General features: G+C 61.2%; 20 protein-coding genes and 1 tRNA gene. 8 read left to right on the top strand and 13 right to left on the bottom strand.

Going from position 1 to position 26,329, the window contains the following annotated elements:
- Window positions 1-82 precede the first annotated feature (82 nt).
- From QTL96_RS24345 to QTL96_RS24320, 6 genes are all read left to right on the top strand, one after another.
- Window positions 83-1,912, top strand: coding sequence for an SLC13 family permease (locus QTL96_RS24345; RefSeq protein WP_289729519.1), 1,830 nt, complete (start codon window positions 83-85; stop codon window positions 1,910-1,912).
- A gap of 79 nt (window positions 1,913-1,991) precedes the next feature.
- Window positions 1,992-3,434 carry an amidohydrolase family protein gene (locus QTL96_RS24340; RefSeq protein ID WP_112941125.1) on the top strand — a complete coding sequence of 481 codons (1,443 nt, stop codon included), beginning with the start codon at window positions 1,992-1,994 and terminating at the stop codon, window positions 3,432-3,434.
- A 262-nt stretch (window positions 3,435-3,696) separates the two neighbouring features.
- Window positions 3,697-4,758 (top strand): AraC family transcriptional regulator, encoded by a 1,062-nt coding sequence (locus QTL96_RS24335; protein WP_289729518.1) that lies wholly within the window; start codon window positions 3,697-3,699, stop codon window positions 4,756-4,758.
- A gap of 378 nt (window positions 4,759-5,136) precedes the next feature.
- Entirely contained in the window at window positions 5,137-6,186 is a 1,050-nt protein-coding gene (locus QTL96_RS24330) for a helix-turn-helix domain-containing protein (RefSeq protein ID WP_113168401.1), read from the top strand.
- A 377-nt stretch (window positions 6,187-6,563) separates the two neighbouring features.
- Complete coding sequence (locus QTL96_RS24325; RefSeq protein WP_296434902.1) at window positions 6,564-7,601, top strand: efflux RND transporter periplasmic adaptor subunit; 1,038 nt, start codon at window positions 6,564-6,566, stop codon at window positions 7,599-7,601.
- Window positions 7,598-10,744 (top strand): multidrug efflux RND transporter permease subunit, encoded by a 3,147-nt coding sequence (locus QTL96_RS24320; RefSeq protein ID WP_113168403.1) that lies wholly within the window; start codon window positions 7,598-7,600, stop codon window positions 10,742-10,744. Before QTL96_RS24325 ends, QTL96_RS24320 begins: the two co-directional genes overlap by 4 nt.
- 48 nt (window positions 10,745-10,792) lie before the next feature.
- Here QTL96_RS24320 and QTL96_RS24315 read toward each other — a convergent pair whose 3' ends face one another.
- From QTL96_RS24315 to QTL96_RS24260, 12 genes are all read right to left on the bottom strand, one after another.
- Window positions 10,793-11,773, bottom strand: a complete 981-nt coding sequence (locus QTL96_RS24315) for an urea transporter (RefSeq protein ID WP_112820447.1) — start codon at window positions 11,771-11,773, stop codon at window positions 10,793-10,795.
- A gap of 102 nt (window positions 11,774-11,875) precedes the next feature.
- On the bottom strand, window positions 11,876-13,582 hold the full coding sequence (ureC, locus tag QTL96_RS24310) for an urease subunit alpha (RefSeq protein ID WP_289729516.1): 1,707 nt from the start codon (window positions 13,580-13,582) through the stop codon (window positions 11,876-11,878).
- Window positions 13,583-13,588: 6 nt separating this feature from the next.
- The gene (locus tag QTL96_RS24305; protein WP_112820449.1) at window positions 13,589-13,894 is read right to left on the bottom strand and encodes an urease subunit beta; all 306 of its coding nucleotides are present in this window, start codon (window positions 13,892-13,894) and stop codon (window positions 13,589-13,591) included.
- A 10-nt stretch (window positions 13,895-13,904) separates the two neighbouring features.
- Window positions 13,905-14,207 carry an urease subunit gamma gene (gene ureA / locus QTL96_RS24300; protein WP_037179616.1) on the bottom strand — a complete coding sequence of 101 codons (303 nt, stop codon included), beginning with the start codon at window positions 14,205-14,207 and terminating at the stop codon, window positions 13,905-13,907.
- Between the two features lie 24 nt (window positions 14,208-14,231).
- On the bottom strand, window positions 14,232-14,990 hold the full coding sequence (locus QTL96_RS24295; RefSeq protein ID WP_289729515.1) for an urease accessory protein UreD: 759 nt from the start codon (window positions 14,988-14,990) through the stop codon (window positions 14,232-14,234).
- Between the two features lie 170 nt (window positions 14,991-15,160).
- Entirely contained in the window at window positions 15,161-15,691 is a 531-nt protein-coding gene (locus QTL96_RS24290; protein WP_289729514.1) for a YqhA family protein, read from the bottom strand.
- Window positions 15,692-15,744: 53 nt separating this feature from the next.
- Window positions 15,745-16,389 carry an urease accessory UreF family protein gene (locus QTL96_RS24285; protein WP_354669144.1) on the bottom strand — a complete coding sequence of 215 codons (645 nt, stop codon included), beginning with the start codon at window positions 16,387-16,389 and terminating at the stop codon, window positions 15,745-15,747.
- A 125-nt stretch (window positions 16,390-16,514) separates the two neighbouring features.
- Window positions 16,515-17,093, bottom strand: a complete 579-nt coding sequence (locus QTL96_RS24280) for a HupE/UreJ family protein (RefSeq protein WP_289729513.1) — start codon at window positions 17,091-17,093, stop codon at window positions 16,515-16,517.
- Window positions 17,094-17,190: 97 nt separating this feature from the next.
- Window positions 17,191-18,627: an SLC13 family permease gene (locus tag QTL96_RS24275; protein WP_289729627.1), complete on the bottom strand. Its 1,437-nt coding sequence runs from the start codon at window positions 18,625-18,627 to the stop codon at window positions 17,191-17,193.
- 1,335 nt (window positions 18,628-19,962) lie between these two features.
- Window positions 19,963-20,973, bottom strand: a complete 1,011-nt coding sequence (locus QTL96_RS24270; protein WP_289729512.1) for a hydroxyacid dehydrogenase — start codon at window positions 20,971-20,973, stop codon at window positions 19,963-19,965.
- On the bottom strand, window positions 20,970-22,826 hold the full coding sequence (locus tag QTL96_RS24265) for a DUF2264 domain-containing protein (protein WP_289729511.1): 1,857 nt from the start codon (window positions 22,824-22,826) through the stop codon (window positions 20,970-20,972). The genes QTL96_RS24270 and QTL96_RS24265 overlap by 4 nt, the downstream gene beginning before the upstream one ends.
- A gap of 5 nt (window positions 22,827-22,831) precedes the next feature.
- On the bottom strand, window positions 22,832-23,863 hold the full coding sequence (locus tag QTL96_RS24260; protein ID WP_289729510.1) for a LacI family DNA-binding transcriptional regulator: 1,032 nt from the start codon (window positions 23,861-23,863) through the stop codon (window positions 22,832-22,834).
- Window positions 23,864-24,000: 137 nt separating this feature from the next.
- On the opposite strand from QTL96_RS24260, the gene QTL96_RS24255 reads away from it, so the two are divergent.
- Together QTL96_RS24255 and QTL96_RS24250 are read left to right on the top strand one after the other, a co-directional pair.
- Window positions 24,001-25,284 carry an ABC transporter substrate-binding protein gene (locus tag QTL96_RS24255; protein WP_289729509.1) on the top strand — a complete coding sequence of 428 codons (1,284 nt, stop codon included), beginning with the start codon at window positions 24,001-24,003 and terminating at the stop codon, window positions 25,282-25,284.
- 73 nt (window positions 25,285-25,357) lie between these two features.
- Window positions 25,358-26,002 (top strand): ThuA domain-containing protein, encoded by a 645-nt coding sequence (locus QTL96_RS24250; RefSeq protein ID WP_112941114.1) that lies wholly within the window; start codon window positions 25,358-25,360, stop codon window positions 26,000-26,002.
- 224 nt (window positions 26,003-26,226) lie between these two features.
- On the opposite strand, the gene QTL96_RS24245 is transcribed toward QTL96_RS24250, so the two are convergent.
- A tRNA-Met gene (locus QTL96_RS24245) sits at window positions 26,227-26,303 on the bottom strand.
- Between the last annotated feature and the right edge of the window lie 26 nt (window positions 26,304-26,329).

Below are 26,329 nucleotides of genomic sequence, written 5' to 3'. Positions count from 1 at the left end.
TCGGTCGATTTCACTGGCCTGGTCGGCAGTCAGCACCGTTGAAATCACCTCAAGATCGGGTCTTCTCAAAGGGATAGTGGAATTGAGCCCGGTAGCCCTCGTTGCGATCATCGTCGCTGCAGCGATCGTTCTTTTCGTGTGGAACAAGCTGCCGGTCGCGGTTGTCGCCATGCTGGTGTGCTTGTCCCTGTGGGCCTCGGGGATCCTCAGTCTTGATCAGGCGCTTGCGGGGTTCGGCGATCCCGTTGTCATCTTCATCGCGACGCTCTTCGTTGTCAGCTCAGCGCTCGAAATTACCGGTGTGACCGCCTGGATCGGTAAGCACCTGATCCGCGCCGCAGGCGAAAAAAGCCGCAACCGCTTTCTCGTCCTGATGATGAGCCTCGCAGCGATCCTGGCGATGTTCGTCGGGACGACCGGGGCTGTCGTGGCGCTGTTGCCCGTCGTCATCGTGATTGCAGTCCGCCTTGGCCGAAAGTCCTCGCAACTTCTCATGCCGCTTGCCTTCACGGCACATGCCGGCTCCATGCTGGCGCTGACCGGTACGCCAGTGAACGTCCTTGTCTCGGACGCCGCGATCGACGCGGGTTTCGCAGGCTTCGGCTTCTTCGAATTCGCCCTGGTCGGCCTTCCGCTCCTCTTCGGCAGCATGGCGATCATCGTGCTGCTTGGCGAGCGCCTTTTGCCGCAACGAAACGGAATAGCCATCCCCGCGGATTTCAGCCAGCACGCCCGGACGCTGGTCGAGCAATATGGATTGGGCAATGACATGCACCGCCTGCGCATTCGTGGCTCTTGTCACTATGTCGGCAAGACGCCATCGACAATCGAGATCGCGCCTCACCAGGGAATGCAACTGGTGGCCGTACACGAGGGCGACACGGCGCGGCCGATCAGCCGGCCGCGCATCGCGGAAGGCGATCATGTTCTCCTGCGTGGCGATGCCGATGTCGTCGCGAAGTTCGCGGCGGAGACGCACCTCTCCTTCCGCGAGCAGACGGCAGGCGCAGATGACATCCTCTTCACCCACAAATCGGGATTGGCCGAGGTGGCGATCCCACCGCGATCCGGCCTGATTGGGCAAAGCGTCTTCCCGGGCATGGTGACCGAGAGCGGTGACCTGATCGTCCTCGCGGTCCAGAAGGCGGGGGAGCCGGTAGGTGACATCGAGGCGAACAACCAAACCGGCGCGGTCGTGCTCGGCGCCGGCGACACGATGCTGTTGCAGGGAACCTGGAAGGCGCTGGACACGCGCCTCAGCGACCCGGATGTGCTGACCGTTGGCTCCCCGGATCTCGTTCGTAGGCAAGCGGCGCCAATGGGCGGCGACGCTAGGCGTACCGTCGCGATCTCGGCAGCGATGATCCTTCTTCTCGCGACCGGCCTCGTGCCGCCAGCGGTGGCAGGCTTGCTGGCAGCAGGAGCAATCGTTCTGTCGGGAATCCTCACAGCGGAGCAGTCCTACAATGCGGTCGGCTGGTCGACGGTGGTGCTCGTCGCCGCGATGAAACCGCTCGGCACCGCGATGACGGAAACCGGCGCGGCGCAACTCGCCGCCGACCACCTTCTCTATATTCTCGGGCAGAGCAGCCCGACCATGCTTCTCGCGGGTCTGTTTGTGACGACTGCGGTGCTTGGACAGTTCATCAGCAATATGGCGACCGCCTTGATCGCGATCCCGATCGGCGTTGCGGCTGCGGCCGGCATGGGCATCTCCCCACGTCCCGTCCTGATGAGCACCGCCGTCGCGGCAGCGGCAACCTTCTTGACGCCGATAGCAGCGCCGGCGAACGCCTTAGTCATGGGCCCCGGCGGCTACACTTTCGGTGAGTATTGGAAGCTGGGCTTGCCGCTACTTGCCTGGTTCTTCGTCGTTGCCGTCTTCATCGTCCCGCTCATCTGGCCGTTCTAGGTGGTGGGCAATGCCATTACAGATCATTTCGCGGCCATGCAGATCGGCCGCAACGCAATGAAACCAGGGAGGAAAGACAATGCTGCGGATGGGAGAGAAGTATCGCCACCTTGTCCACGACGCGGGCTGCGGCTGCTCGCATCCTGACCTGCAGAGGGCTTCGCGTCGGCTCGAAGCATTCTCGCGACGTGATCTCCTATCGGGCTTAGCGGCGACCGCCCTGGTCGGCGCCCTGCCCGCGCAGGGTCTGGGGCAGACGGCAGCCAAACCAAACAAGACCCTCTTGAGCAATGCCCGGCTCTTCGACAGCAAGGCCGGCACTGTCGTCGATAATGTCCAGGTGCTGATCAGCGACAACCAGATTGCCGATGTCGATCGCTCCCACGCGCCGCCGCCTGACGGCGCAACCGTTCTGGACTGCCGAAACGGCGTAATCATGCCGGGCCTTATCGATGCGCACTGGCACACGATTTTCGCAGCGGTGCCGCTGAACCTGCTCCTCGGCGGAGATCCCGGTATCGTCTTCGCCGCTTCCACCGCTGAAGCCGAGCGCACCTTGATGCGCGGTTTCACGACCGTGCGCGATCTTGGCGGCCCCGTTTTCTCCTTCAAGCAAGCAATCGACGCCGGCCTTATTCCCGGGCCACGGATCTATCCGTCCGGCGCCATGATCACCACGTCAGGCGGGCACGGCGACCTGCGTCTTCCCACCGAGATTCCGAGGGACGGAAACAAGCTAAGCAGCGGCGAACTCTTTGGCGGCGCTGCGATCGTCGATGGTGTAGCCGAATTGCAGCTTCGGGTACGCGAACAGCTTCTGCAGGGCGCATCACAGGTGAAGATCGTCGGCAGTGGCGGTGTTTCATCGCCCCGCAGCCCACTTGATATGATCACCTTCAGCGAGGACGAACTGCGCGCCGCGGCCGGCGTCGCGGCAGATTGGAACACCTATGTCGCCCTCCACGCCTACACCACCCGCGCCGTTCAACGCGCCTTGCGCGCGGGCGTCACCTGCATCGAGCACGCTCATCTGATCGACGAAGAAACAGCGATCATGATGGCCGAAAAGGGTGTCTGGCTCAGCACCCAGCCCTTCCTCACGATGGCGGACGCAGCCTCTCAAAGCGGACCCGGCGTCGAACGCGCCAAGCAGATCTTCCTCGGAACCCCAACGCTTTACCAATATGCGCGCAAGCACGGCATCAAGACAGCCTGGGGATCGGACGTGCTTTTCTCTCCAGAACTCGGACCGCGGCAGAACATCATGCTGACTCATCTGAGCAACTGGTACAAGAACGCCGAGGTGCTGCAGATGGCGACATCAGGCAATGCGCAACTGCTCGAACTCTCCAACATGCGCAATCCTTATCCCGGCAAGCTTGGCGTCATCGAGACAGGCGCCCTGGCGGACTTAGTGGTCGTCGATGGCAACCCGACGGAAGATCTGACCCTAGTCGAAAATCCGCAGAAGAATTTCCTGGCGATCATGAAGGACGGGCGGCTGCACAAGAACACCCTTTGACACAGCGGACCTTTCACGGGCGGGGCAGCCTGATTCCAGCTCCCCACCATCCGGAAACACGTTAACCGGGAAAACGGACACGCTTTGCGTCTTTCTTTTACATAGCAAGAATTGTATTAGTGATCTTCGCTTTAGGTTTACCTTCTGCACACAGTCAACATTGCCGTCATGGTGTAAATCAGCTTCCCTCCGGGGGCACCATCGCTTACGTCGATACTGGTCACTTCATGCTTGCTTAGTCTTGTGTTCAAGGAGCGACATCATGAATGCACGGGTAGAATTGGGGTCGACATCCGCCGCGGCTTTCGCGGACGAACCACTGAGATGCGCAATCGAATGTGATACTTCACGCGCTCGCGCGCCAGAGCGGTTCGAGGTTTTCCGAAACTGGCATTCGTCCATCCTCGATGTCGGCCTGAAGAGCGGCGAGACGATTACCTTTGAGGCGACGGAGAAAGTCTGGCAGATCGGCGATATCGCCTTTGCCGTCATCGATGCGTCTCCCGATCATCTCCTGCGGTGGGAGCACAAGAAAAAGCCGGCCGTCGACAATTGGGTCGTCAGCGTCAAAAGCAGCGGAGCATCGAGCACCGCCGATAGCACCTCCCGACGAAAGCTTGGCATAACGAACCTCACGGCGCCGCATGCCTGCGAAAGCAAGGGGAGATTGATCGCGCTCTTTTTGCCGTACAACACGGTTGATGCCTCCCTCGACCCAGAGATCGCGGACGAAGACGCCCAATTCCTCGCCGACTATCTGATCCTGCTGCATCACAATCTCACTCATCTGCGCCGGAGCAACGTTGCGAGGGTCGCCGAAGCAACCATACACATGCTCGCAGCCGTGCTCGCGCCGTCTCACGACAAGCTGGCGCAGGCACAGGCTCCCATCGATGCCGTGATAACGACCCGCGCAATCAGGGCGATCGATGCCAAGCTTGCTGACCCCGACCTAAGCCCGGAGTATCTGTGCAAGAGTGTCGGCGTATCGCGCTCGCGCCTCTACCGGATTTTCGAACCCGCGGGTGGAATTTCGAACTATATCCGTCGAAAACGCCTGCTTGAGACGCGCCGCGCGCTAGCCGATAGCGCCAATGTGCACTCGATCGCGCAGATCGCGGAAAATATGGGCTTTACCGATCCATCGACCTATAGCCGCATGTTCAAGCGCGAATTCGGACTGTCGCCGAAGGAAGTGCGGGCGCTGGGCTGGCAGGGAATGCTGCATCCGGGCTCGCTCAAGATGGATCAGGCAGGTGGCAGCAATCCCACATTGAACACGCTGCTAATCAGCAACTCTCTTGGCATGTCGATGGGCAACTGACGATTTTGGCGAGATTTCGTTCCTTCCGCTTGGTGAGGCAGAAATGGACACTCTGCACAGGATTGGGATGGAATGCATATATTCAAACCGGAACATATGAATAGAGTTGCGTGATATCGACACGCAATTGCAACCACTAATGTCCTGCCTGAACTCAGCTTTCTAAGTTCGACCGAAATGGCTTTCTCGTCCTGCCGGCCAGCGCCTTGTTGCTGACAAGCCGACGCTTCGTGATCGCCATCGAACACGGAGTAATGCTTATGAAAGCCACAAGCGCATTGGCGATCCGCCACACCCTGCCCGTAAACGCGCGCTACATCCTCCCCTCCGGGCAACCAACCTTCTGTCAGACATAGATGATCAACAGCAGGATGGATCATGCAGCACGACATCAACATTACCGGCAAGGACGAGGGCCAAGCTCCCCTCACATGCGTCGTCGACATCGACACATCCGCCGCGCCCCCGACCGAACAATTTGATCTCTACCGATCCTGGAATGCCAATCTCGGCGATGTCACGCTGCTGCGCGAAAAGTTCAGTGCGTTCAGCGCGCGCCAGCAGGTCTGGCAGCTCGGAAGCCTAGCGCTGATGTCCCTGGATTACCGGGGCACCGGTTATCGTCGCCGTTGGACTAGCAAGAAGGATCCCGTTTTCGATCACTGGATTCTTAGCGTCCCGCTGACGGTCTCGGACAATGGCGAGCTGACCACCCCCGGCCAACTGCATTGGCATTGCCTTGCCGCCCCCTATGAGGCGGAAGGCGAGGATGACGGAGCGCTTGCGCTGCTGCTTCCCCGCGACTTCGCGTTCTCACAACCCTTTGATCTCGCCATTCGCCCCGAGATGGCGGCCATGATCGTGGATTACCTCCAGCTACTGCACCGCTCGCTTCCCAACCGGATGGAGCGAGACGCCGAACATGTCGCGGTCGCGACGACCACATTGCTTGCCGCCTGCCTTGCGCCATCGCGCGATCACATCGTCGAAGCCGAAGGACCAATCAACGGCGTGATCATGGCGCGCGCCAAGAAGCTCATTTCCGCGCAACTCGCCAGGCGCGATCTATCGCCGGAAAAACTGTGCCGCGACCTCAACATCTCGCGGTCCCGGCTCTATCGGATTTTCGAGGCCAGCGGCGGCATTTCCAACTACATCCGCCGCCAACGCCTGCTGCGCACCAGGGATATCCTTTCCGACGACAAAGACACGCGCTCCATCTCGCTGATTGCCGAGGAATGGGGTTTTATGGACCCATCGACATATAGCCGAACCTTCCGGCGCGAGTTCGGGATGACGCCGAAGGAAGCCCGCGAGACCGGATGGCTCCGGACCAACGAGGCGCCGAGACTTTCCGCCGCCCATTTCGCCGGCGGCCCGCCTTGGAGCTCTCTGCTGGCGAGCGGCGATACAGCGAACCGCTCTTAACCGCTCCCGGAAACATCCTCCTAAGCCCACCGGACCACTCGCGGCGCCGTTCGCGTTCGTGACAACGCGGCCACTTGCTCGTGCCTGTGCAGTTTATCCCAGCGTCGTGCACAGTATCCATTTCTACGACAATGAGCGTGAAACCACTTTTTAAACGGCATTTTCCGCTTTCCGGGCCATGCCCTGCAGAAATAAGCTTCGAGTGCCGCCGTCGGAGCGGAACGTCTGAACTCGCGTTCCATCCACCGCTTCGGCCATGGCCATTGACGCTTTCAGGAGTGTGACGGATGAGAATTCCTGGCAGATTTTCTAGTGTCTTTCTCGCCTCGTTCATCGCAGCCTCGCATTCAACGGCACAGGCTCAGGACGTGCCGAAAGTGGCAACCATCACCGTTGCAGTTGAAGATGTTTCGCCAAAGCACGAATTCGTCGGGCGCGTCGAAGCACTGAATGCCGTGGACATTCGCTCCCGGATTGATGGCTTCGTCGATGAAAGACTGTTCGAGGAAGGCGCCGTGGTCGAGGAAGGCCAGGAGCTATTCAAGATCGACAGCCGGGCGCTTGAGATCGCCCTGGCCGATGCCAATGCCAACCTCGCCCGCGCCAAGGCGACGCTGCTCGATGCCGAGCGCCAGATGGTGCGTAACCAATCCCTCAACCAGACCGTTGCGCGCGCGACGATCGAGCAAAGCGAAACCGCGCGAGACACCGCCGCAGCAAACCTGCAATCGGCGGAAGCGGCCGTCAAGCAAGCGCAGCTCAATCTCAGCTACAGCCGCATCGTGGCTCCGTTGAAGGGCCGGATCGGAACCGCTGCCTTTTCTCCCGGAAGCTTCATCACCACCGCCTCACCCGCATTGGCGCGCGTCGTGCAGATGGATCCCGTGAGGGTGGTCTTTTCGGTCAGCGACCGCTCATTGCTGGATCTGCGCGAAGCCGCCGGCAATGTCAGCAAGGACGAGCTGGCCCAGCGCTACCAGACGCGTCTCAGGTTATCCAACGGACAGATTTATCCGCAAAACGCACCCATCGCCTTCCTCGGAAACGAGGTGGATGAAGGTACCGGCACTCTAGCTGTCCGCTCGGTCTTTCCAAACAGCGATTCCTTGCTGATCCCGGGCCAGTTCGTCACCGTCGTCGTCTCTGAAACCGCGCGGAAGGAACGGCCCACGATTCCGCTGGGGGCGGTGCAACAGGACCGCGAGGGAAAGTACGTGATGCTGGTCACACCTGACAAGAAGGCCGAGGAGCGCAGGATCAGCGTCTCCGAGCAGCGGGAAGGAAGCTGGATCGTCGAGGACGGGCTGAAAGGTGGTGAAAGCGTCATCATCGAGGGGCTTCAGAACGTCGCCACGGGATCCGCGGTCGAGATCGTCGAGGACAAGGACGCGTCCCAGCCGGCGGTGTCCAAATGAACATTTCCGCTCCCTTCATCGGCCGCCCACGCTTCGCGATGGTGATCGCGGTCGTCATGCTTATCGCCGGCACGGTTTCGCTCATGCAGATCCCGGTCGCGCAGTTCCCGCAGATCACGCCGCCGGAAGTCCAGGTCACCGCCAGCTACCCGGGGGCCAACGCGCAGGTGATGACCGACAGCGTCGGCGCGCCGATCGAAGAGCAGGTCAACGGCGTCGAGGGCATGATGTACATGTCTTCCTCGAGCTCCGACAACGGCACCTACAGCCTGACCGTGACCTTCGAGGCCGGGACCGATCCCGCGATTGCCCAGGTCAATGTCCAAAACCGGCTCGCTCTGGCGACCCCCCGCTTGCCGGCAGCGGTCACGCAAGCGGGCGTCACGGTGCGCAGCCGCTCGTCGAGCATGCTGCTCGGCCTTGCGCTCTATTCGCCGAAAGGCACTCGCGACGAAGTCTTCATCAGCAACTACGCGACGATCAACATCCGCGACGCCATCTCCCGCCTTCCCGGCGTTGGCGAAGCCGCCGTGTTCGGGCCGACCTACAGCATGCGCATCTGGATGATGCCTGATCGCATGGAGGCGCTGGGCGTCACGGCGGCCGACCTCATGACCGTCATCCGAGCCCAGAACGCCCAGGCATCAGCCGGGCAGATCGGCTCGCCTCCGGCGATGACCGGGCAGCAGCTACAGCTCACGGTGACGGCGCGCGGAAGACTCGCCGATGCCGCCGAGTTCGGCAATATCATTGTTCGCAGCAATCGCGACGGCGGCGTTGTCCGTCTGCGTGATGTCGCCCGCGTGGAGCTCGGCGCCCAGTCCTACGACACGGCCTCGACGCTGAACGGCCGCCCCAGCGCGACAGTCGTCGTCTATCAGGCATCCGATGCCAACGCGCTTGCGGTGTCGAACGCCGTGCTTGGCGAAGTCGAGCGGCTCTCTAAGCAGTTCCCCGATGATGTGGCCTACACGCTCGTCTTCGACACAACCTCTTTCGTGCGCGAAACCATCCGCGAGATCTTCGTGACGCTCGCCATCACCTTCGTGCTCGTCGTGGCCGTCGTCTACGCGTTCTTGCAAGACTGGCGCGCCACCGTCATCCCGACGCTGACAATCCCGGTCTCCCTGATCGGCGGCTTCGCCGTTCTCTACGTTCTCGGCTATTCGGCGAACACGATCACGCTCTTCGCCGTGATCCTGGCGATCAGCCTCGTGGTCGACGACGCTATCATTGTCGTGGAAAACGCCCAGCGACTGATGAGCGAAAAGGCGATGGATATACGAGCCGCGACGCTCGCCACCATGCAGCAGGTCACCGGACCGATCGTCGCGACCACGCTTGTGCTCGCCGCACTCTTCGTCCCGGTGGCATTTCTGGCCGGGATCACCGGCGAACTCTACCGCCAATTTGCCGTCACGATCCTGGTGACCGTGGTGTTTTCGACGATCAACGCACTCACGCTGAGCCCGGCGCTCTGCGTCCTCATTTTGAGGCCCGCCCCTGAACGCAAGACGGGCCTTTTTGGGCGGATGAACAACGGCCTGGAGGCCTCCCGCCGCTTCTATCTCGGGCTGTTTACGATGTTTGCCCGCCGTCTCGTCCTGGCGGGCGTGCTCTTCGTCGCCGTCATCGGCGGCATCTACGGCTTCTACCGCGTTCTGCCCACCGGCTTCGTGCCGGCCGAGGACCAGGGCTACCTGTTCATGAACGTCCAGCTGCCGAACGCCGCATCGCTGGAAAGAACGCAGCAGACGATTACGCAAGTCAGCGCTCTCCTGCAGCAGACCCCCGGGATCGCCAATACGATCGGCATCGCCGGTGTCAGCATGGTAGGCGGCGGCGGCTCGAACACCGGCATGATCATTTCCGCGCTGGAGCCATGGAGCGAGCGCCCAGCGGACCAGAGCGCCTTCGCGCTCATCGCCAAGCTGCGCCCGCAACTGGCTGCCATCTCGACGGCATCGATCGTGCCCTTCAACCCACCGGCGATCCCCGGCCTCGGCACGACAGGTGGCTTCGACCTCCGCCTGCAGGCGCGCGCCGGTCAGAGCCAGCAGGCGCTCGCCGAGGTCATGCGCGACCTGATCATCCAGGCAAACCGGACACCCGGCCTTGCGGGCGTGTTCAGCACCTTCTCCGCCGACGTGCCCCAGGTCTATCTCGACATCGACCGAAAACGGGCCGACCTCTACGGCGTCTCGCCGGCGGCGATCTTCAGCACGCTGCAGGCACATCTCGGATCAGCCTATGTCGACGACTTCAACATTTTCTCGAGAGTGTATCAGGTCCGGCTGCAGGACGAGCCCAGCTATCGCCAGCGTATAGACGACATCCAGCGGCTCAGGGTGCGCAGCCAGTCCGGCGAGCTCGTTCCGCTGCAGAGCATGATCTCTATTCAGACGATCTATGGGCCGAGCTCGGTCAACCGCTACAACCTGTTTTCATCGGCCGCGATTAACGGCCAGGCTGCGGCCGGCACCAGCTCCGGTCAGGCGCTCGGGATCATGGGCAACCTCGCCAATGAAACCATGCCCGACGGCTTCGGTTTCGAATGGACCGGGCTCGCGCTTCAGGAGCAACAATCGGGCAACGAGACCGTGATCATCCTGATCGCAGGCATCGTCTTCACCTATCTCTTCCTCGTCGCCCAGTATGAGAGCTGGAGCGTGCCCGTTGCCGTCATGCTGTCGGTCACGGTCGCGGTGGTCGGAGCTCTGGGCGCACTCGTCATCGGCGGGATCGACCTCAACATCTACGCGCAGATCGGAATGCTGCTGCTGATCGGCCTCGCGGCCAAGAATGCCATCCTGATCGTCGAATTCGCCAAGGAGCGTCGCGAGGAAGGGATGAGCACGCTGGACGCGGCCTCCGAGGCGACGTCTCAACGCTTCAGGCCCGTCTTGATGACCGCGCTCGCCTCGATCTTGGGTGTCGTGCCGCTGGTGGTCGCAACAGGCGCCGGAGCGGGGAGCCGCCAGGCGATCGGCGCCACCGTTCTTGGGGGCCTGCTTCTCGGCACGGTTCTTGGGCTTGTCGTGATCCCGGTTCTCTACCTGGTCGTTCAGAGCCTTCGCGAGACGCTGAAGCAGCGGCTCTTCGGCGTCGAACCCGATCCGGTGACCAACGTCGCTGCGGAATAGGTGCTTGCGCCGGCTCTATCCGGCCCGGGTTTCCTTAGGCGCCGTGGGCTACTCCGCGGATGCCGGCTCAAGCGCTTTGAACGCTCCCTGCCCCAGGAGCATCAGCCATGTCACGAGCACGAAGGTGGAGGTCAGGACCGGCATTGCGATGGGTGTCAGGAAAATGGCGACGGAGGCCCAGAGCCAGCTGGAGATGACGGCGCCGAAGACCGCATAAATCAGGCTGCGCCAATTGAAGGCAAGAAAAACACCACACAGCGCCATCGCCGTCAGCGCGGAATTGTAGCCGAAGAGACCGTCGCGAACCGCGCCCTCCGGACCTCCATAGATGGCCGCCACCAGTGTGCCGACCACAGCACCAAGCAGCCCCATCGCGGCGCTGATGCGGGAATTCAGGGCAATGGCGGCTATGATGAGGTAGCCCGAAATCCAGTTGTCCTGGAAAAATATCTGCCCGATCGAGGTCCCTATCCCCTCGTACCAGGTGGCAAAGACATAGGGCACCGTATCGGAAAACTGTTCCGGCGACACCGGCTTTGCCATCGGCCCCGCATCGATCGCGTCGAACTTCAGCACCGCGAACAGAAATAGCCACCCGACGAGAACGAAAGGCATGGTCAGAGGCGCGGTCTTGTAGGGTGCCAGAACCGCGCCGATGCTGGCGAAAGCCATTGTGGTGAAGGCGGCGGCGCATACGAGATAGACAACCATGGCAACGGACGGGACGGCGCCCGTGCGAAAATCCTCGCTGGTGAAGGCGACGAGCGCCAAGCCCACCAGCGCACCGTTGAAACCATAAAGCCCATCCCGCATCACCGCCCTGTCGGCCTTTAGAACGAGCGCGGTCGCCGTGCTGGCGATGACGCCGAGAACGCAGATCGCGGCATAGATCCACGAGTTCCACGCAAGTGCTACGAGGATGACAAGTCCCGACAGCGGATTGTTCTGAAAGACGACCTGTCCGACGCCGCGCAGCGACCAATCCACGAAGAACAAGGATGGATGATCACGGAAACGATCCAAATTCATTGATCTCTGCTCCTTCGCTCGGCCTGGAAGAGACAGCGTGCCTCGTGCCCGCGGCGTGTTGGTCCGACCCAAGCGCGACCTCACGCCCGGGCTTTAGGCTTCCTAGAAGAGGAAGTATCGCTGCGACATCGGCAATACATCCGCCGGCTCGCAGGTGATGAGCTGGCCATCGACGCGGACATTATAGTTCTGCGGATCGACCTCCAGCTTCGGCGTCAGATTGTTGTGCACCATGTCCTTCTTGCGCACCGTCCGCGTGCCCTTCACGGCTGCGAGCTGCTTGGAGAGCTTCAGCTTTTCGCCAATTCCGTCGTCGAGTGCGGCCTGCGAGACGAAGGTAACGCCCGTCGAGCCGAGAGCCCTTCCGAGCACGCCGTACATCGGACGATAGTGCACCGGCTGCGGCGTCGAGATCGAGGCGTTGGGATCACCCATCGGCGCGATCGCGATCATGCCGCCGATCAGCACCAGCTGCGGCTTGATCCCGAAGAAAGCCGGTTTCCAGAGCACGAGATCTGCGCGCTTGCCGACCTGGATCGAGCCGATCTGATCGGCAAACCCATGTGTCAGCGCCGGGTTGATCGTGTATTTGGCGATGTAGCGCTTGACGCGGAAATTGTCGTTGCGCCCGCTATCCTCGGGCAGCGGACCGCGCTGCACCTTCATCTTGTGCGCCGTCTGCCAGCACCGCAGCGTCGTTTCGCCGATACGGCCCATAGCCTGCGAATCCGACGACATCATCGAGAACACGCCGAGATCATGGAGAATGTCTTCGGCCGCGATCGTCTCGCGCCGGATGCGGGATTCCGCGAATGCGACGTCCTCGGGGATTTGCGGGCTCAGATGGTGGCAGACCATCAGCATGTCGAGATGCTCGTCCACCGTGTTGATCGTATAGGGTCTTGTCGGATTGGTGGACGATGGCAGCACATTGTCCTCGCCCGCTGCCGTGATGATATCCGGCGCATGGCCGCCACCGGCGCCCTCAGTGTGGAAGCTGTGGATCGTGCGTCCCTTCATGGCCGCGAAGGTGTCGCGTACGAAGCCGCTTTCGTTCAGCGTATCGCTGTGCAGTGCCACCTGAACGTCCATCTCGTCGGCAACCGTCAGGCAATTGTCGATCGCCGCCGGTGTCGTGCCCCAGTCCTCGTGAAGCTTCAACCCGACAACACCGGCACGCACCTGTTCGCGCAGCGGATCGGGCAGGCTGATATTGCCCTTTCCGAGCAGCCCGACATTGATCGGTAGCGCTTCCGCCGCCTCAAGCATGCGGTGGATCGCCCATGGGCCGGCTGTCACGGTGGTCGCGAGCGTGCCGACCGTCGGGCCGGCACCGCCGCCGACAAGCGTCGTCGTGCCGCTCGCCAGCGCCTCTTCCGCCTGCTGCGGCGCGATGAAGTGAATATGCGTGTCGATCCCGCCCGCGGTGAGTATCTTGCCCTCTCCCGCGATCACATCCGTCGCGCCGCCGACGACGATGTTAACGCCCGGCTGGATATCGGGATTACCCGACTTACCGATCCCGGAAATGCGTCCGTTCTTGATGCCGACATCGGCTTTGATGATGCCCCAGTGATCGATGATGATGACATTGGTGATGACGACGTCGGCGACTTCGGCATAGGGGCGTTGCCCCTGCCCCATGCCGTCGCGGATCACCTTGCCGCCGCCGAAGGTCACCTCTTCGCCGTAAACCGTGCGGTCTTCCTCGATCTCGATGACGAGCTCGGTATCGGCCAGCCGAAGCCTGTCGCCCTTGGTCGGGCCGTAGAGATCGGCATAGGTCTGCCTTGTGATCGTTGCCATCATAGCCTCCTACAGCTTGCCCATGATCTTGGCGTTGAACCCATAAACCTCACGCTTGCCGTCGAGCGCCACAAGCTCCACCGTTCTTTCCTGGCCCGGTTCGAAGCGGACCGCCGTGCCGGCCGGAATGTTGAGCCGAAATCCCCGCGTGGGCCCGCGATCGAATAGCAGAGCCTCGTTGGTCTCGTAAAAATGGTAGTGAGAACCGACCTGAATCGGTCGGTCGCCGGAATTGGCGACATCGACCTTCAGGGTCTGCCGGCCCGCATTGATGTCGATCGAGCCACTCTCGATGAAATATTCGCCAGGGATCATGATAGCCTCCTCAGGGAATCGGGTTGTGGACGGTCACGAGCTTCGTGCCGTCGGGAAAGGTTGCTTCCACCTGGATGTCGTGGATCATCTCTGGCACGCCCTCCATGACCTCCTCGCGGGTCAGCAGCGTCGCGCCGTAGGACATGAGGTCCGCCACCGTCCGCCCCTCGCGGGCGCCTTCCAGGAGGGCTGCCGAGATATAGGCTATGACTTCGGGGTAATTCAGTTTCAGACCCTTCGCCTTGCGCCGCTCCGCGACCAATCCGGCCGTAAAGATCAGGAGCTTGTCTCTTTCACGCGGTAGCAGTTCCATGAGCTTGCCTCCTTGTTTTGCTGTTCACGTTGCCCAGATGCGGGGAGCGACGGCCTTCTTCATCAGGCCGCGTTCGCGAAGAATGCTCCACGCTTGCAGAAAAAGTGCCTTGCCCTCGGACATGCGGCTTCCGAGATAGCGGCAGACGATCACGCGCTCTAGCTGGCTGGCCGAGAAGACGCCGCGCGCCTGCTCGCCGAGTTCGTCGCGGATATGCTGAACGGTGTTTTCCAGCGCCGGCCCCGCATAGACCATCGTCCCGACGATGGGCTTTCCGGCAAAGAAAACCGGCGCGTCCAGAACGTCAGGTGCGCGCGAAAACGCCATTCGTTCGAACCAGATCAGCTTGTCGCCGCGAAAAATCTCGACGCGCTGGGCAAGTCGTCCGGTTGCGAAGCCCTCGCCCGCGGCGGGGCGGCCTAGGCTGACGAAATCCCAACCGACGTAGGCTGCATCCTCGCCGAGCGTCACGCTTGTGCTGATCGAGGCATCCGCGCCTTCGAAAAGGATCGTCTCCTGCGGGAGGTTCTCGCAGACCGCACCGGCGCCGACATCGATCCGTATGCGCTGCGTACTCGTGCCGATTTCGCTGCGGTAGAACTTGGTCGCACCAGGCGTCGTCAGAACGCAGCGCGCCTCGGGCGCAAGGCCGCAGGTGATGTTGAGAACATCGCCGCCGGCCACGCCGCCTGGCGGATGCAGGATGTAGACATGCGCCGACCCATCGTCTTCCGGGTGAAAAGCGCGCTGCACAGCCAGCGGCCCGACATGCCGCCGGCGCATCAGACGCGTCTTCCCGTGGGAATTCGCGAACCACAAATCGAGCTCGGCATGCCAACCATTGACCATTAGCGAAAAACCTTTCTCAATCCGGCCTGACGGCCCTTGCTGTCCCTCTGTTATCTCGGCGTGTTACGTCCCGTTCGAAGTCGACCGCGATCGCTGAAAGCGCTTCACGCTTGATCGCCTGGCTTCTGCTTCTCGCTTCTGTCGTGTCGTTTCTCTTCCGAAAGATGGTGCGAACTGGCGGTCAACTTCATCGCGCCTGCGAGAAGCAGCGCCGACACCGGCAACACCAGTGCCTCCCATTGCGGAGGCGTTTGCGTTTCACCTACCTGGGCCGCAAAGTGCACGACGAGGTAGAGAATGATCATCTGGAAGAAGAGGTTCTTCAGTTCCGCGACGGTATCGATGATCATCCACTGCGGTAATCTCGATCGCTGTTCCGGCGGGATATCGAGGGCAAAGCCAAGCGCGATGCCGCAGCCGACCACCATCAACACGATGCCCAGGAGGATCTTGTCGGTCGCACGCAGGACCGATACGATGACCGACATATCCGGATTGAGCCGGGTCATCCGGAAGGTTTCCACGAGCATCAAGATCGCTTCCCAGAACATCAGGAAGGCACCGAAAAGCACACCCGCGGCAGCAAGTATCAGAATGGACCGAAGGCCGCGGAACAACGAAATCAATGCACTCATCCCCCTGGATCAATTCGGCTGCATCCGCGCGGCTCTCTTTGCCCAGTCAGGGCCTAGGAGCGAAACAGCCGGCTGTATTGCGTTTCATGCCATGCGCTTGCCATTGCCATTGCCGGCGCCGCATTGCCGATCTCATCGTCACCAGTCGTCTCCGCCGTGCGCGCGGCACGCTCGATGATCTCGGCCGCGGCGATAAGAAGGCGCTGGCCGGCGGTATGCCCCAGCGGCACCAGCCGAATGGCAGCCGATACCTGCCCTTCCACCGCACTCCACAGCAGCCCGCGCAGCGCATCTGCCGGCGCGATCTTCCAATATGTGGCCGCGAGGGCAAAGACCGCCGGGTAGGTCAGCTTCCTGCCGCTGAAAGTCTTGGCGGAGGAGACGCCGAGATCGCAGAGGACCGTCAGCATCGATGCGCCCATCTGCTTGTCCTCCAGCTCCACTTCCTTGCTTTCTCGCGCGGCAGACAGCCAAGCATCGGCTTTCAGGAACGCCGCGCGATCATCAGCTTCGAGCGCATGCATCATGCGCAGGAACAGCGCCGCATCACAGACGGCGTAGCTGTGTTCGATCAGCCTGAAGATCCAGTCTCGTGCAGTCGCCTCGTCGCGAACGGTCCGATCGTGGACCGCCCATTCGAGGCCACGGGAATAGGCGAACGCGCCGACCGGCTGGCTTGGACTGACCAGCCGCAGCAACTGAAGCGGCAAGCCGCCCGATATTGGTTGGCCCAATGTTGGTTGAAACGTCACATAAATCTCCCGAAACAATCGCCCGTGGCTGGGCCGAACACCGACCCTCGCGGTTCAAATGCCCATGCGCCTCAGCTCGCCAGCAGCAGCACGCCGCCAAGCGCGGTGGCTCCACCGGCTATCCGCAGGGCTGTCGTGCCGCGCGTCAGGCGACCGGCGGCGATGCCGATTCCCATCCCCACCGCGTGCAGGAATGCCGTCGCCAGCACAAAGCCCACGCCGAAGGAAAAGGCGTTCGCACCTGCCATCTCGGCGCCATGCGCATGCCCGTGAAAGAATGCGAAGCAGCCGACAATGGCCGCGACTAGCGTGGGCGATGCCGGCCGCGCAACCGCGACCAACAGTCCGATGACGACGGCCGAGGCAAGAATAACCGGCTCGACAACAGGCAGGTGCATACCCGCAAGGGCGGCGACAAAGCCGACGATCATGACACTGACGAAAGCGACGGGGATGGCGAGCCGCGCGCGGCTCCCAAGCATCACCGCTGCCAGGCCGACTGCGACCATGGCGAGAACATGATCCGGCCCCGTGAGAGGATGCAGGAACCCGGAGACGAAGGACCCATGGTCACCGGGGCCAACATGCGCGAATGCCGGCGTACTTGCCATCAGCAAAGGCGCGACGATCAAGAGATGCATCTTCTTCATGGCACGAATCTCCCTAAGGTTGGTCGAATAGGAACGATTGACATCCAGTCTTTCAGGCACTCCATCGAACTCATGCTGGCACTACGATCTGGCCACTTCAGAACGAGCCGAACATCGACCCAAGCACGAAGACCGCGACAAGCGAGATAATGACGCCGACGATCACGGTCATCACCATGTCGAGATAGCTTCCTGAGTGCGTCTGCTTGCTGATCTGCAACAGCAGAAGCACCGTGCCGTTGTGCGGCAAAGCATCGAGCGTACCGGCGCTGATCGTCGTCAGGCGATGCATCAGCGCGGGATCGATACCGTGTTCGGCTGCAAGCTTCATGTATTCGGCGCCCAGCGCATTGAGCGCGATGGCCATGCCGCCGGAAGCGGTGCCCGTCAGCGCCGCCAGCGCGTTCATCGCCACGACCAGCGATACGAGCGGGCCGCCCGGCATCTGCAGGACGGCATCGCGGACGACGTTGAAAGCCGGCATGGCCGCGACCACCGCGCCGAAGCCGACGAGGCTCGCAACAGTCATGATCGGCAGCACTGCCGAATTGGCGCCTGCGTCGAGGCTTTCGCGCAATGCACCCAGCCGTCCATAATTCAGTCCGATCACCGTGACGATCGCCGCAGCCAGCGCAATCAGCACGGCCCAGACACCAACCGTCGAGGTGATATTGATGCCGAGTGCTGCTTCGGCGCTGGAGAAATCGATCTGGGGCAATACCACCAGCGCCATCAGGAAATTGACACCGATGACGACGATCAGCGGCAAAACGGCGAAGAGGAAGGACGGTCCCTGTTCGCTCTTCTTGCCATGGGTGAGTTCGCTCGGGTCGAAGTCGCCCGAGGTCGTTGCCTGTTCGCGCACCTTTTCGCTTATGACGACAGGCGTTTCGTCCTCCGTATACCCCTCATTGGCGGCCCGTGCCCTGGCCTCGATATGGGCCAGCCACCACATCCCGAAGGCGAAGGTGATGATCGAGGCGATGATGCCGAGGCCGGGCGCCGCGAAGGTCGTCGTGCCGAAGTAGGGCATCGGGATGGCGTTGTTCGTCGAGGGCGTGCCGGGCATCGCCGACATGGTGAAGGTGAACGCGCCGAGGCCGATCGCCGCCGGCATCAGTCTGGCCGGAATATTGGCCGCGCGGAACATTTCGCGCGCCATGGGTACGAGTACGAAGAAGGCGACGAACACGCTGACGCCGCCATAGGTGACGACCGCGGATGCCAGCACCACCGATAGCATGGTTCGCTTCACGCCCAGCCTCTCGGTCAGGAAACGCGCGATCGAGGTAATGGAGCCGCTGTCATCCATCATCTTGCCGAAGATGCCGCCGAGCAGGAACATCGGGAACCACTGCGTGACAAACCGCGCCGTGCCTCCCATGAACGTTGAGGTCCAGTGCGGCAACAGCGGCTGGCCTGAAGCCGCGGCAACGATGAGGGCAGCCGCAGGCGCCAGAAGCAAAACGCTCCAGCCGCGATAGGCGAACCACATCAGCAAACCAAGTCCCAGCAGAATTCCGAACAGCCCCATGGATCCGCCTCTCAAAGCAGCCAAGCCGGCGGAGATGTCTTGCGATCCATAGCTTTCGCCCTTCAAGGTGCAGCTACGATACGCGTCACAACTCACGGCCTTCTCCGGTTTTCATGAACCACACATGCGTATGTGTCGACCGGTCGGGCGCGCAAAGCCCAGGGGCGGCGCAAGAAATGGACGCCGTGCTCACTCCTGGGATTTCTTACTCAGCATAGCCAGAGATTGCTCCTGTTCGAGGAGAACGACATCCAGACTACGCGCCGCAAGGTTGCGTCGGGATGAGTTGGGATCGGTGGCCACGCGTCCAATCGCTCGGGCCACAGCCCGACGCTAAACTAAGCGCTTCTATGAACGAACAAAACCGACATCGAGATCGAGCACTCATTGGCTCCAAATGTGCCCGCGACACACCCAAGTCGGAACGGCATATGCCTGCGCCCTCCTGGCGAACGTTCCATTACTGCGGATACGACGAAAGCAGTTGACTGGCTGCCGTAGGGCCAAATCGACACGACGTGCACCACGGCGGTCTCGATCGGCCGAAAGATACCAACCAGTTTGCTATTTGGCGAAGTGCGTTAGATCATCGCAATCCGCACTCCGGCACCACCGACCGTACCCTACTCATGGTCATTGCAGAAGTCCTGCCCTTTTAATCGCGGGAAGGGGACACGCTCTGCCCGGTCGGCTTGTCGATGCCGACGAGATCGATTATCGGGCTACCGTTCTCCCCGAGAGCCGAATTGCGTGAACTTTTCTTGACCTAGATACAGCTGGTGCATTTGGTCGCAGAACTCTGGTGTAGGTGTGTTCACGGAGCTGATCTTCGATGGTTGTCAAGCGACGGCGAGCTTCTGCGATCCGTCAATTCTTACCGTGGGGAAGTGCAAATTAGAATCTCGCCAAGGCGTGAGCATTGGCGACTCATCCCGCCGCTTTGAAGAAGCGGATCCAAGGGCGCAATTATACGTCGCTCACGCTACGTGCCCGGCGGACGTTCGGTTGGAACCGTCGCACTCTTTTGTCGACGGCTTGGTGAATCCGCGTGAAACTGGTCTCTGAACGAGATGTCAGCACCGGCAGGCAAGGCAGCACGAGCAATTCTGGTTCCAATGCAGGAGCCGATTGCCGCGATCCGTGGATTCATCGATTCTTTTGATGCGAATGAAGCCTTCGTATTCATGGAGCGCAACGTGGAGATGGGCGTCGATAGGCAACTCACAAAGGAACTCGCCGATCGAAATCGGGACCAGCAAGAACGTTGCACTCGGTCGCGACCTCTTCGAACGTCTCCTTAGTGCAATGGAATGACTATCAACAAACAACGCCGCCCTAAGCAATTCTAGCAAGGTCGGCCCAGGTGATCCCGTAAGCCAGTGGCATACCACCAAGGTGTCGCTCTATCTCGTCGACGGCCATCTCACCCAGTCGCACCCGCTCTAGACCGATGGCGCCGGCAACGTGAGGTGTGAGGAACACGTTCGGCAGGTCGTAGAACAGGGACGCAGCCCCTGGTATCTCAGGGTCGGTCACGTCTATGATTGCATCGATTCGGCCGGTCGAAAGCGTCGCCAGAAGTGCTGTTTCGTCGATGAGAACACCACGTGCAGTATTGATGAGCGTGGCACCATTCTTCATAAGCGCTAGAATTTCAGCATCGATCATGTGCCGCGTCGACGGCAGGGAAGGCGCATGCAGCGAGACGATGTCGGCGGTGCGCATCAGGGTTTCAAGGTCAGCTTTCTCAGCACCGATTGCCGCGCACTCCGATGCGCACAATGTGGGGTCGAAAAGGATAATTTTGAAACTGAAGGGCTTCAGCAGCTCGATCACGCGCCGGCCGATGCGCGACGCGCCGATTATGCCAACCGTGCGGCCGTAGTTTCCAATCGCAAGCCTCTGCATCGCATTGGTACGATCGCGGTTGCGGTCCGCGACGTAAGTGTCGCGGAAGCGGAAGACCTGCTTGCCGGCGAAAAGGATAGCGGCAAGCGTGTACTCGGCTACCGGGATCGAATTGGCCTCAGCCGCATGGCTAACGGAAATGCCTGCGCGAAACACTTCCTCGTCGATGAGCCCCTTAACTGTTCCTGCGGCATGGACGATAATCTTCAGCCCTCCGGCCAGTGAAAGCGCATCGCGGCCGACATACGGGGCGCCCCATCCGGTTATGAGGATTTCCGTGTCGGGCAATATTCGCCTGGCTCTCTCGTCAGCGAAGGTCTGAAGCGGTTCCCGGTCGAGCAATCGGCCCAAACTTTCCAGCCGGTCAAGAAGGCGATCGGGGAGGACATGCTCCGTTCGACGCGGGTGCATGGCAAGTGCAATACCCGGTCGGTTCATGACATTTGCCCCGGCGCTTCGATGGCGCTGACAGTGACGCTATCCTCGGCAATCCGGGCTTTAAGCGCCGAAATGTCCGGTGCCAACGGGGGGCTAATCCATGCGCTGGAAACCGCGGCCGGGTCATCGAGCGCTAGCACGGCCGTGACGAAAATAGTCTCACCGGCCGGGATTTCGCCGCGCAATTGAGGGATAAGTGTCTTGGCGACGATCACGTTGGTGTTAGGGAGAGCCTTCTGCGCCAGCCCGGTTCGCTTCACCGTCGAGCCCAGGTCAAGAATGCCGGAGAAGTCAGCTTCCCCGATAACGTGAGCACTCCCCGGCGCTGCCCCAAGCACATCGAGATCGAAGTCGCGCTTGGCAATCGCAAAGCCACCTTCGGCCGTCTGCAGCTGGCGCGGCGAATTGATCCGGTGGACGCGAATGTGCCAGGGCGCTGTTGGAACCAGCCAAGTTTCGACGGAAACATCCTTGAATGGCGACCATCTTGAATAGAGCACGTCGCCTGCGACTTTCGCTTTAACATTGGTCTCACGCACGCGGTAGTGCAGTCCATCGTCGCTGAAGGCAAGCGCGGAATCGAACGCACCGCCGGCGAAGCTCCGTTCATCGGCTTCGACGCTGAAGCCATAGCGCGCCGAATAGGCGAACTTCGCATATTTCTCCGTGCCGAAGCGCATCTGGAGATTTTCTTGTCCCGATGACAGGGCCACCACATCGCCACCTGCCCGCATCAGGACCATGCCGGGATGGCGCTGCTGCGAGACGCTTTGGCTCGGAGCCGGAGCCTTCTCTTCCGCAGTCCAGAACGGGTGGTCATCCGCGATCGCCAATGGCAGAAAGGCCTTGAACGCCCAATAGGGCGATCCCGCCGAGTTGTAGCTTTCCGACATCAACAGGTTCGGATAGCCGAAGCCGATCGACAGGATGCCGTCGCGATTGGTCATCGGCTTGTCCTTCCACCAGCGCAGGTGCTGCAGGCAGAGATGCTTGATCTCGCCCCAGGGAAGCGCCTCCAGATCGGCAAAGGCGAGTGCCGACCAGAAGCCGGCGCAGGCGAAGCGATAGGTCAAACTGCGGCCGAAGGGGATAGTCGCGCCATCGGGCGCAAACCAGTTGCGGAAATCCCTGGCAAACAGAACAGCGCGCTCGCGGTAGCGCTTGGCGTAGTCGTCATTGACGAGCTTGGAATAGATCAGCCCATAGAAATGCATGGCGAAGGGGATGTAGTGGTCGATGCGGCGCACATTGCCATCGCGATACCAGCCGTCACCGATATAGAAGCCCTCAAGCTCCTCGAGGTACTGCCTTGTCAGGCTGCGGTCGAACTCGGCGCCGACGCGATCAAGGGCGATGTCGACGAAGATGCGGAAGAACTTCCAGTTGTTATCCGCATAATCGAACTGCCGCGCATGCTTGAGATAGGCGATGACATTAGCTCGCGCCGGCTCGCTCAGGGGCTCCCAGATCTTGTCGGGGACAAGCGCCAGCGCGAAACCGAGCGCCGCGAGCTCGACCATTCGCTGATCGCGACCGTTGACCGCGCCCCAATATTCCGGGTGCTCGGGATCCGTGCCGTTCGCAAGCCCCTCCGCAAAACGCTGCCAGTGGGCAAAGTCGCCTTTTCCCGCTCCAAACGGCGCCAAACCCCAGAGAGGACGGGCAAACCCTTCCAGGTCCGCGGCGGCGCGGTCAAAATGGGCGCCGGCACCATCCAGACGAACGCGTGCGTTGCCCTTTGAGAAATAGGGGAGCAACGGATCGAAGAGAGCAAGGAGCGCGCGGCTCATGTCCTCGCGCGTCTCCAGCGGGTTGCCTGCTAACGGATTGGCGCTGGCCGGATCATAGGTCATCTCTATCACTCATCGGTTTTCTGCATTGGCACGGTGCCGCCCACAACAGGGACGACCGCGTGGCATACGTGGCGGGCCGGCGCCGACCGATCATGGAACCTGTCGATCATCAGGCCAATGGCCTCGCGGCCGAGAGCGCCCCGATCGACGCGCATGGTGGAGAGCGGCGGATTGGTCATCATTGCGCAGGGCAGATCGTCGAAGCCGACGATCGCGAAGTCTTCCGGCACACGAAGGCCCGCCTCGGTGACGGCCTCCAGAACACCGACGGCAATAAAGTCGTTCATGCAGAAAGCGGCGGTGAATCCTGCGCTTTCATCCAGGATGGCGGCCATCAATTCGTGGGCTTCCCGGCTGGCGCTGCCTTGGAAACTCATCGGAACCATCCTGCTCGCGGCTCCCTCCACGGATGCGATCGCCGCGTCGAAGCCCCTGACGCGTTCGCGGATGGTGTGGCGGTGAGAACCGGTGAAATGCAGGATATTGCGATGTCCCGCCGCAAGCAACCGTTCGCCGGCTTGTAGGGCGCCGAAGAAGTTGGCTGGAGAGACGCCGTCGAGGCGAAGATTCGGATCAGTACCGTTGACGAGAACGACCGGAATCTTCTCCGCCTCGATCCACTGTCGAAGCGCAGGGTTGGGGTCGATACCGACTAGGAAAAGGCCTTCCGCGTTAGTGGCCTCCATCTGGTCGCGAATGATATCCGGCATGGCGCGATCCTCACGGACTAGCCTAACTTCGAAGGACATTCCCGCGTTCGCCGCCCCCCCCCGCAAGCCTTCCACGATCGTTTCGTAAAAGACGCTCAGCCCCCCAGTTGCTCCATCGCTGGCAATCAAAGCAAGACCGCCCGCCATTGGCTCCGAGGAGCCTTTGGTTTGGTAGCCGTGTTCGGCGGCAACGCGCAGAATGTGCTGCCGAACACTTTCGCTGATACCGGGCTCATTCGCCAGCACACGCGACACGGTCGATACGGAGACGCCTGCGGCGGCGGCAATATCGGCCTGACGTGGCCGCTTTGTTTTAATCTCGTTCATAGACGCAGACTTATGCAATTTACGCAAATTTGCAACAGAAAGATATTTTATTGCAAACAGAAGGTTTTTGCGTAATCTTCCCGCCACATGCCCGAAAGGCGTTGGAGGACGCCGGGCAGACAACCGGAGGAACCAGCATGCAGATCAATCGACGTTCATTTCTGATGGGCTCCGCCGGCGTGGCGAGCGGCCTTGCACTCGGCGCCGGCATGCCGGCCTTCGCGGCGGACACACAGCTGCGCGCCATGTGGTGGGGCTCGAACGATCGGGCGAAGCGCACGCTCGATGTCGCCCGGCTTTATCAAGGCAAGACGCCAGGCGTGTCGATTATCGGCGAATCCCTTAGCGGGGACGGATACTGGACCAAGCTTGCGACACAGATGGCCGGCCGCTCGATCGCGGATGTGTTTCAGCTCGAGCCCGGAACAATCTCGGATTATTCCAAGCGCGGCGCCTGCCTGCCGCTAGACGAATTCATACCCTCTACGTTGAAGGTCGATGCTTTCGGCAAGGACATACTGAAACTAACGACCGTCGACGGAAAGCTTTACGGCGTAGGTCTTGGCCTCAATTCCTTCGCGCTCTTCTTCGATCAGACGGCATTCGAAACGGCAGGCATCCCGTTGCCCGCGCCTGATCTCACCTGGGATGAATACGCCAAGCTGGCGGTCGAGCTCACAAAGGCGATCGGCAAGACCAATTACGCGGGCGGCCCCTACGGCGCGCGCTACACCTACGTGTTCGACGCCTGGCTGCGGCAGCGCGGAAAGAGCCTCTACAAGGACGCGGCGCTTGGCTTTGACGTCGAGGACGCCACGGAGTGGTACAGCTTCTGGGAGGACCTGCGGAAGAAGGGCGGAACCGTTGCCGCCGATGTGCAGACGCTGGACCAGAACACGATCGACACCAATTGCCTGGCGCTCGGCAAGTCGGCAATGGGCATGGCCTATTCCAACCAGCTCGTGGGCTACCAGCTCCTCTCGAAGAACAAGCTCGCCATCACCATGCTGCCTCGCGAGAAGAAAGGCGGGCCATCAGGCCACTACTATCGCCCCGCTCTCATCTGGAGCGTCGGCGCGACGACGAAGAACGGCGAAGCCGCCGCGCAGTTCATCAGCTTCTTCGTCAACGACCCGGAGGCCGGCAAGATCCTGGGTGTCGAACGCGGTGTCCCGCTGTCGCCGGTTGTCCGCGAGGCGATTTTGCCAAACCTGAACCCGACGGAGCAGGACACCGTGAAATACGTGGACCTGCTCAAGGATCAGGTCGGCGACTACCCGGCACCCGCGCCTTTGGGATCGACCGAGTTCGACCAGCGCGTCCTGCGCCCGATCGCCGACGAGCTGGCGTTTGAGCGCACGACGCCCGCCGAAGCGGCGGCGCGGCTAGTCGAAGAAGGGAAAGCCACGATCCGCAGCTGAGATCGTTGCACAGTGTTGAACCGCCGGCGCGCCGCAGCCCGGCGGTTCAGCACATCAGAGATAGGGAAAGATCATGCGCAAGGCGATCATCGTTTGGGGCGGCTGGAAGGGTCACGAGCCGGAGCAATGCGCTCGCATCGTCGCCGGCCTTCTTGCCGAAGACGGCTTCCAGACCGAAGTCACCAACGATCTCGGCATCTTCCGTTCGCCGCAGCTTGCTCAAGCCGATCTTCTCGTGCCCGTGATCACGGGCGAAAGCCTCGAAAGGGCCCATGCCGACGCCCTCGTGGAAGCCGTACGCGGAGGACTTGGGCTCGGTGGACACCACGGCTCGCTCGCGACCTCATTCAAGGAAAGCGCGCCGTTCCGCTATGTCTCCGGCGTCACCTGGGTCGCCCATCCCGGCAATATCATCGATTTTCGCGTCGCGGTAACCCGCCCGGAAGACCCTTTGATGCGAGACATTCCGGATTTCGAGTATCGATCCGAACAATATTACCTGCACTACGACCCCTCGATCGAAATCCTCGCGACCACCACCTTCACCGGCGAACATGATCCGGCAGCCGCCAATGTGAGTATGCCGGTTGTGTTCAAACGTAGATTTGGCGCCGGCCGTGTGTTCTATTCTGCCCTTGGTCACGTCGCCGCAGAGTTCGATAATGCACATATGCGACTGATATTGCGGCGGGGATTGGTCTGGGCAGCACGCAGCTAACGGATACACTAAATTCGAGCAAAATCAGCGTGTTGTGGCGAGAGCCAAGCTAGTTCGATGCTCTCGAATGAGCATATGATTGTCGGCGGAACGAGGAGTAACGACTGAAGGCTCCATCAACCAAACATGCGGCTCAAGACGACGAGCTGATAGGGATGCTCAGTTCGAACTTGCCCTACAGCGGGCCTTAAATCTGTTCTAAGACTTGTCTCGAAAAGAAGTTTTGGTTGCGGGGGCAGGATTTGAACCTGCGGCCTTCAGGTTATGAGCCTGACGAGCTACCGGGCTGCTCCACCCCGCGCCAGCGCAAAGCCTTCGGCTTTGTCG

It is taken from the genome of Rhizobium sp. S163, from assembly GCF_030380805.1.
Taxonomy (GTDB): domain Bacteria; phylum Pseudomonadota; class Alphaproteobacteria; order Rhizobiales; family Rhizobiaceae; genus Rhizobium.
This window is presented reverse-complemented; position numbering and strand designations above follow the sequence as displayed.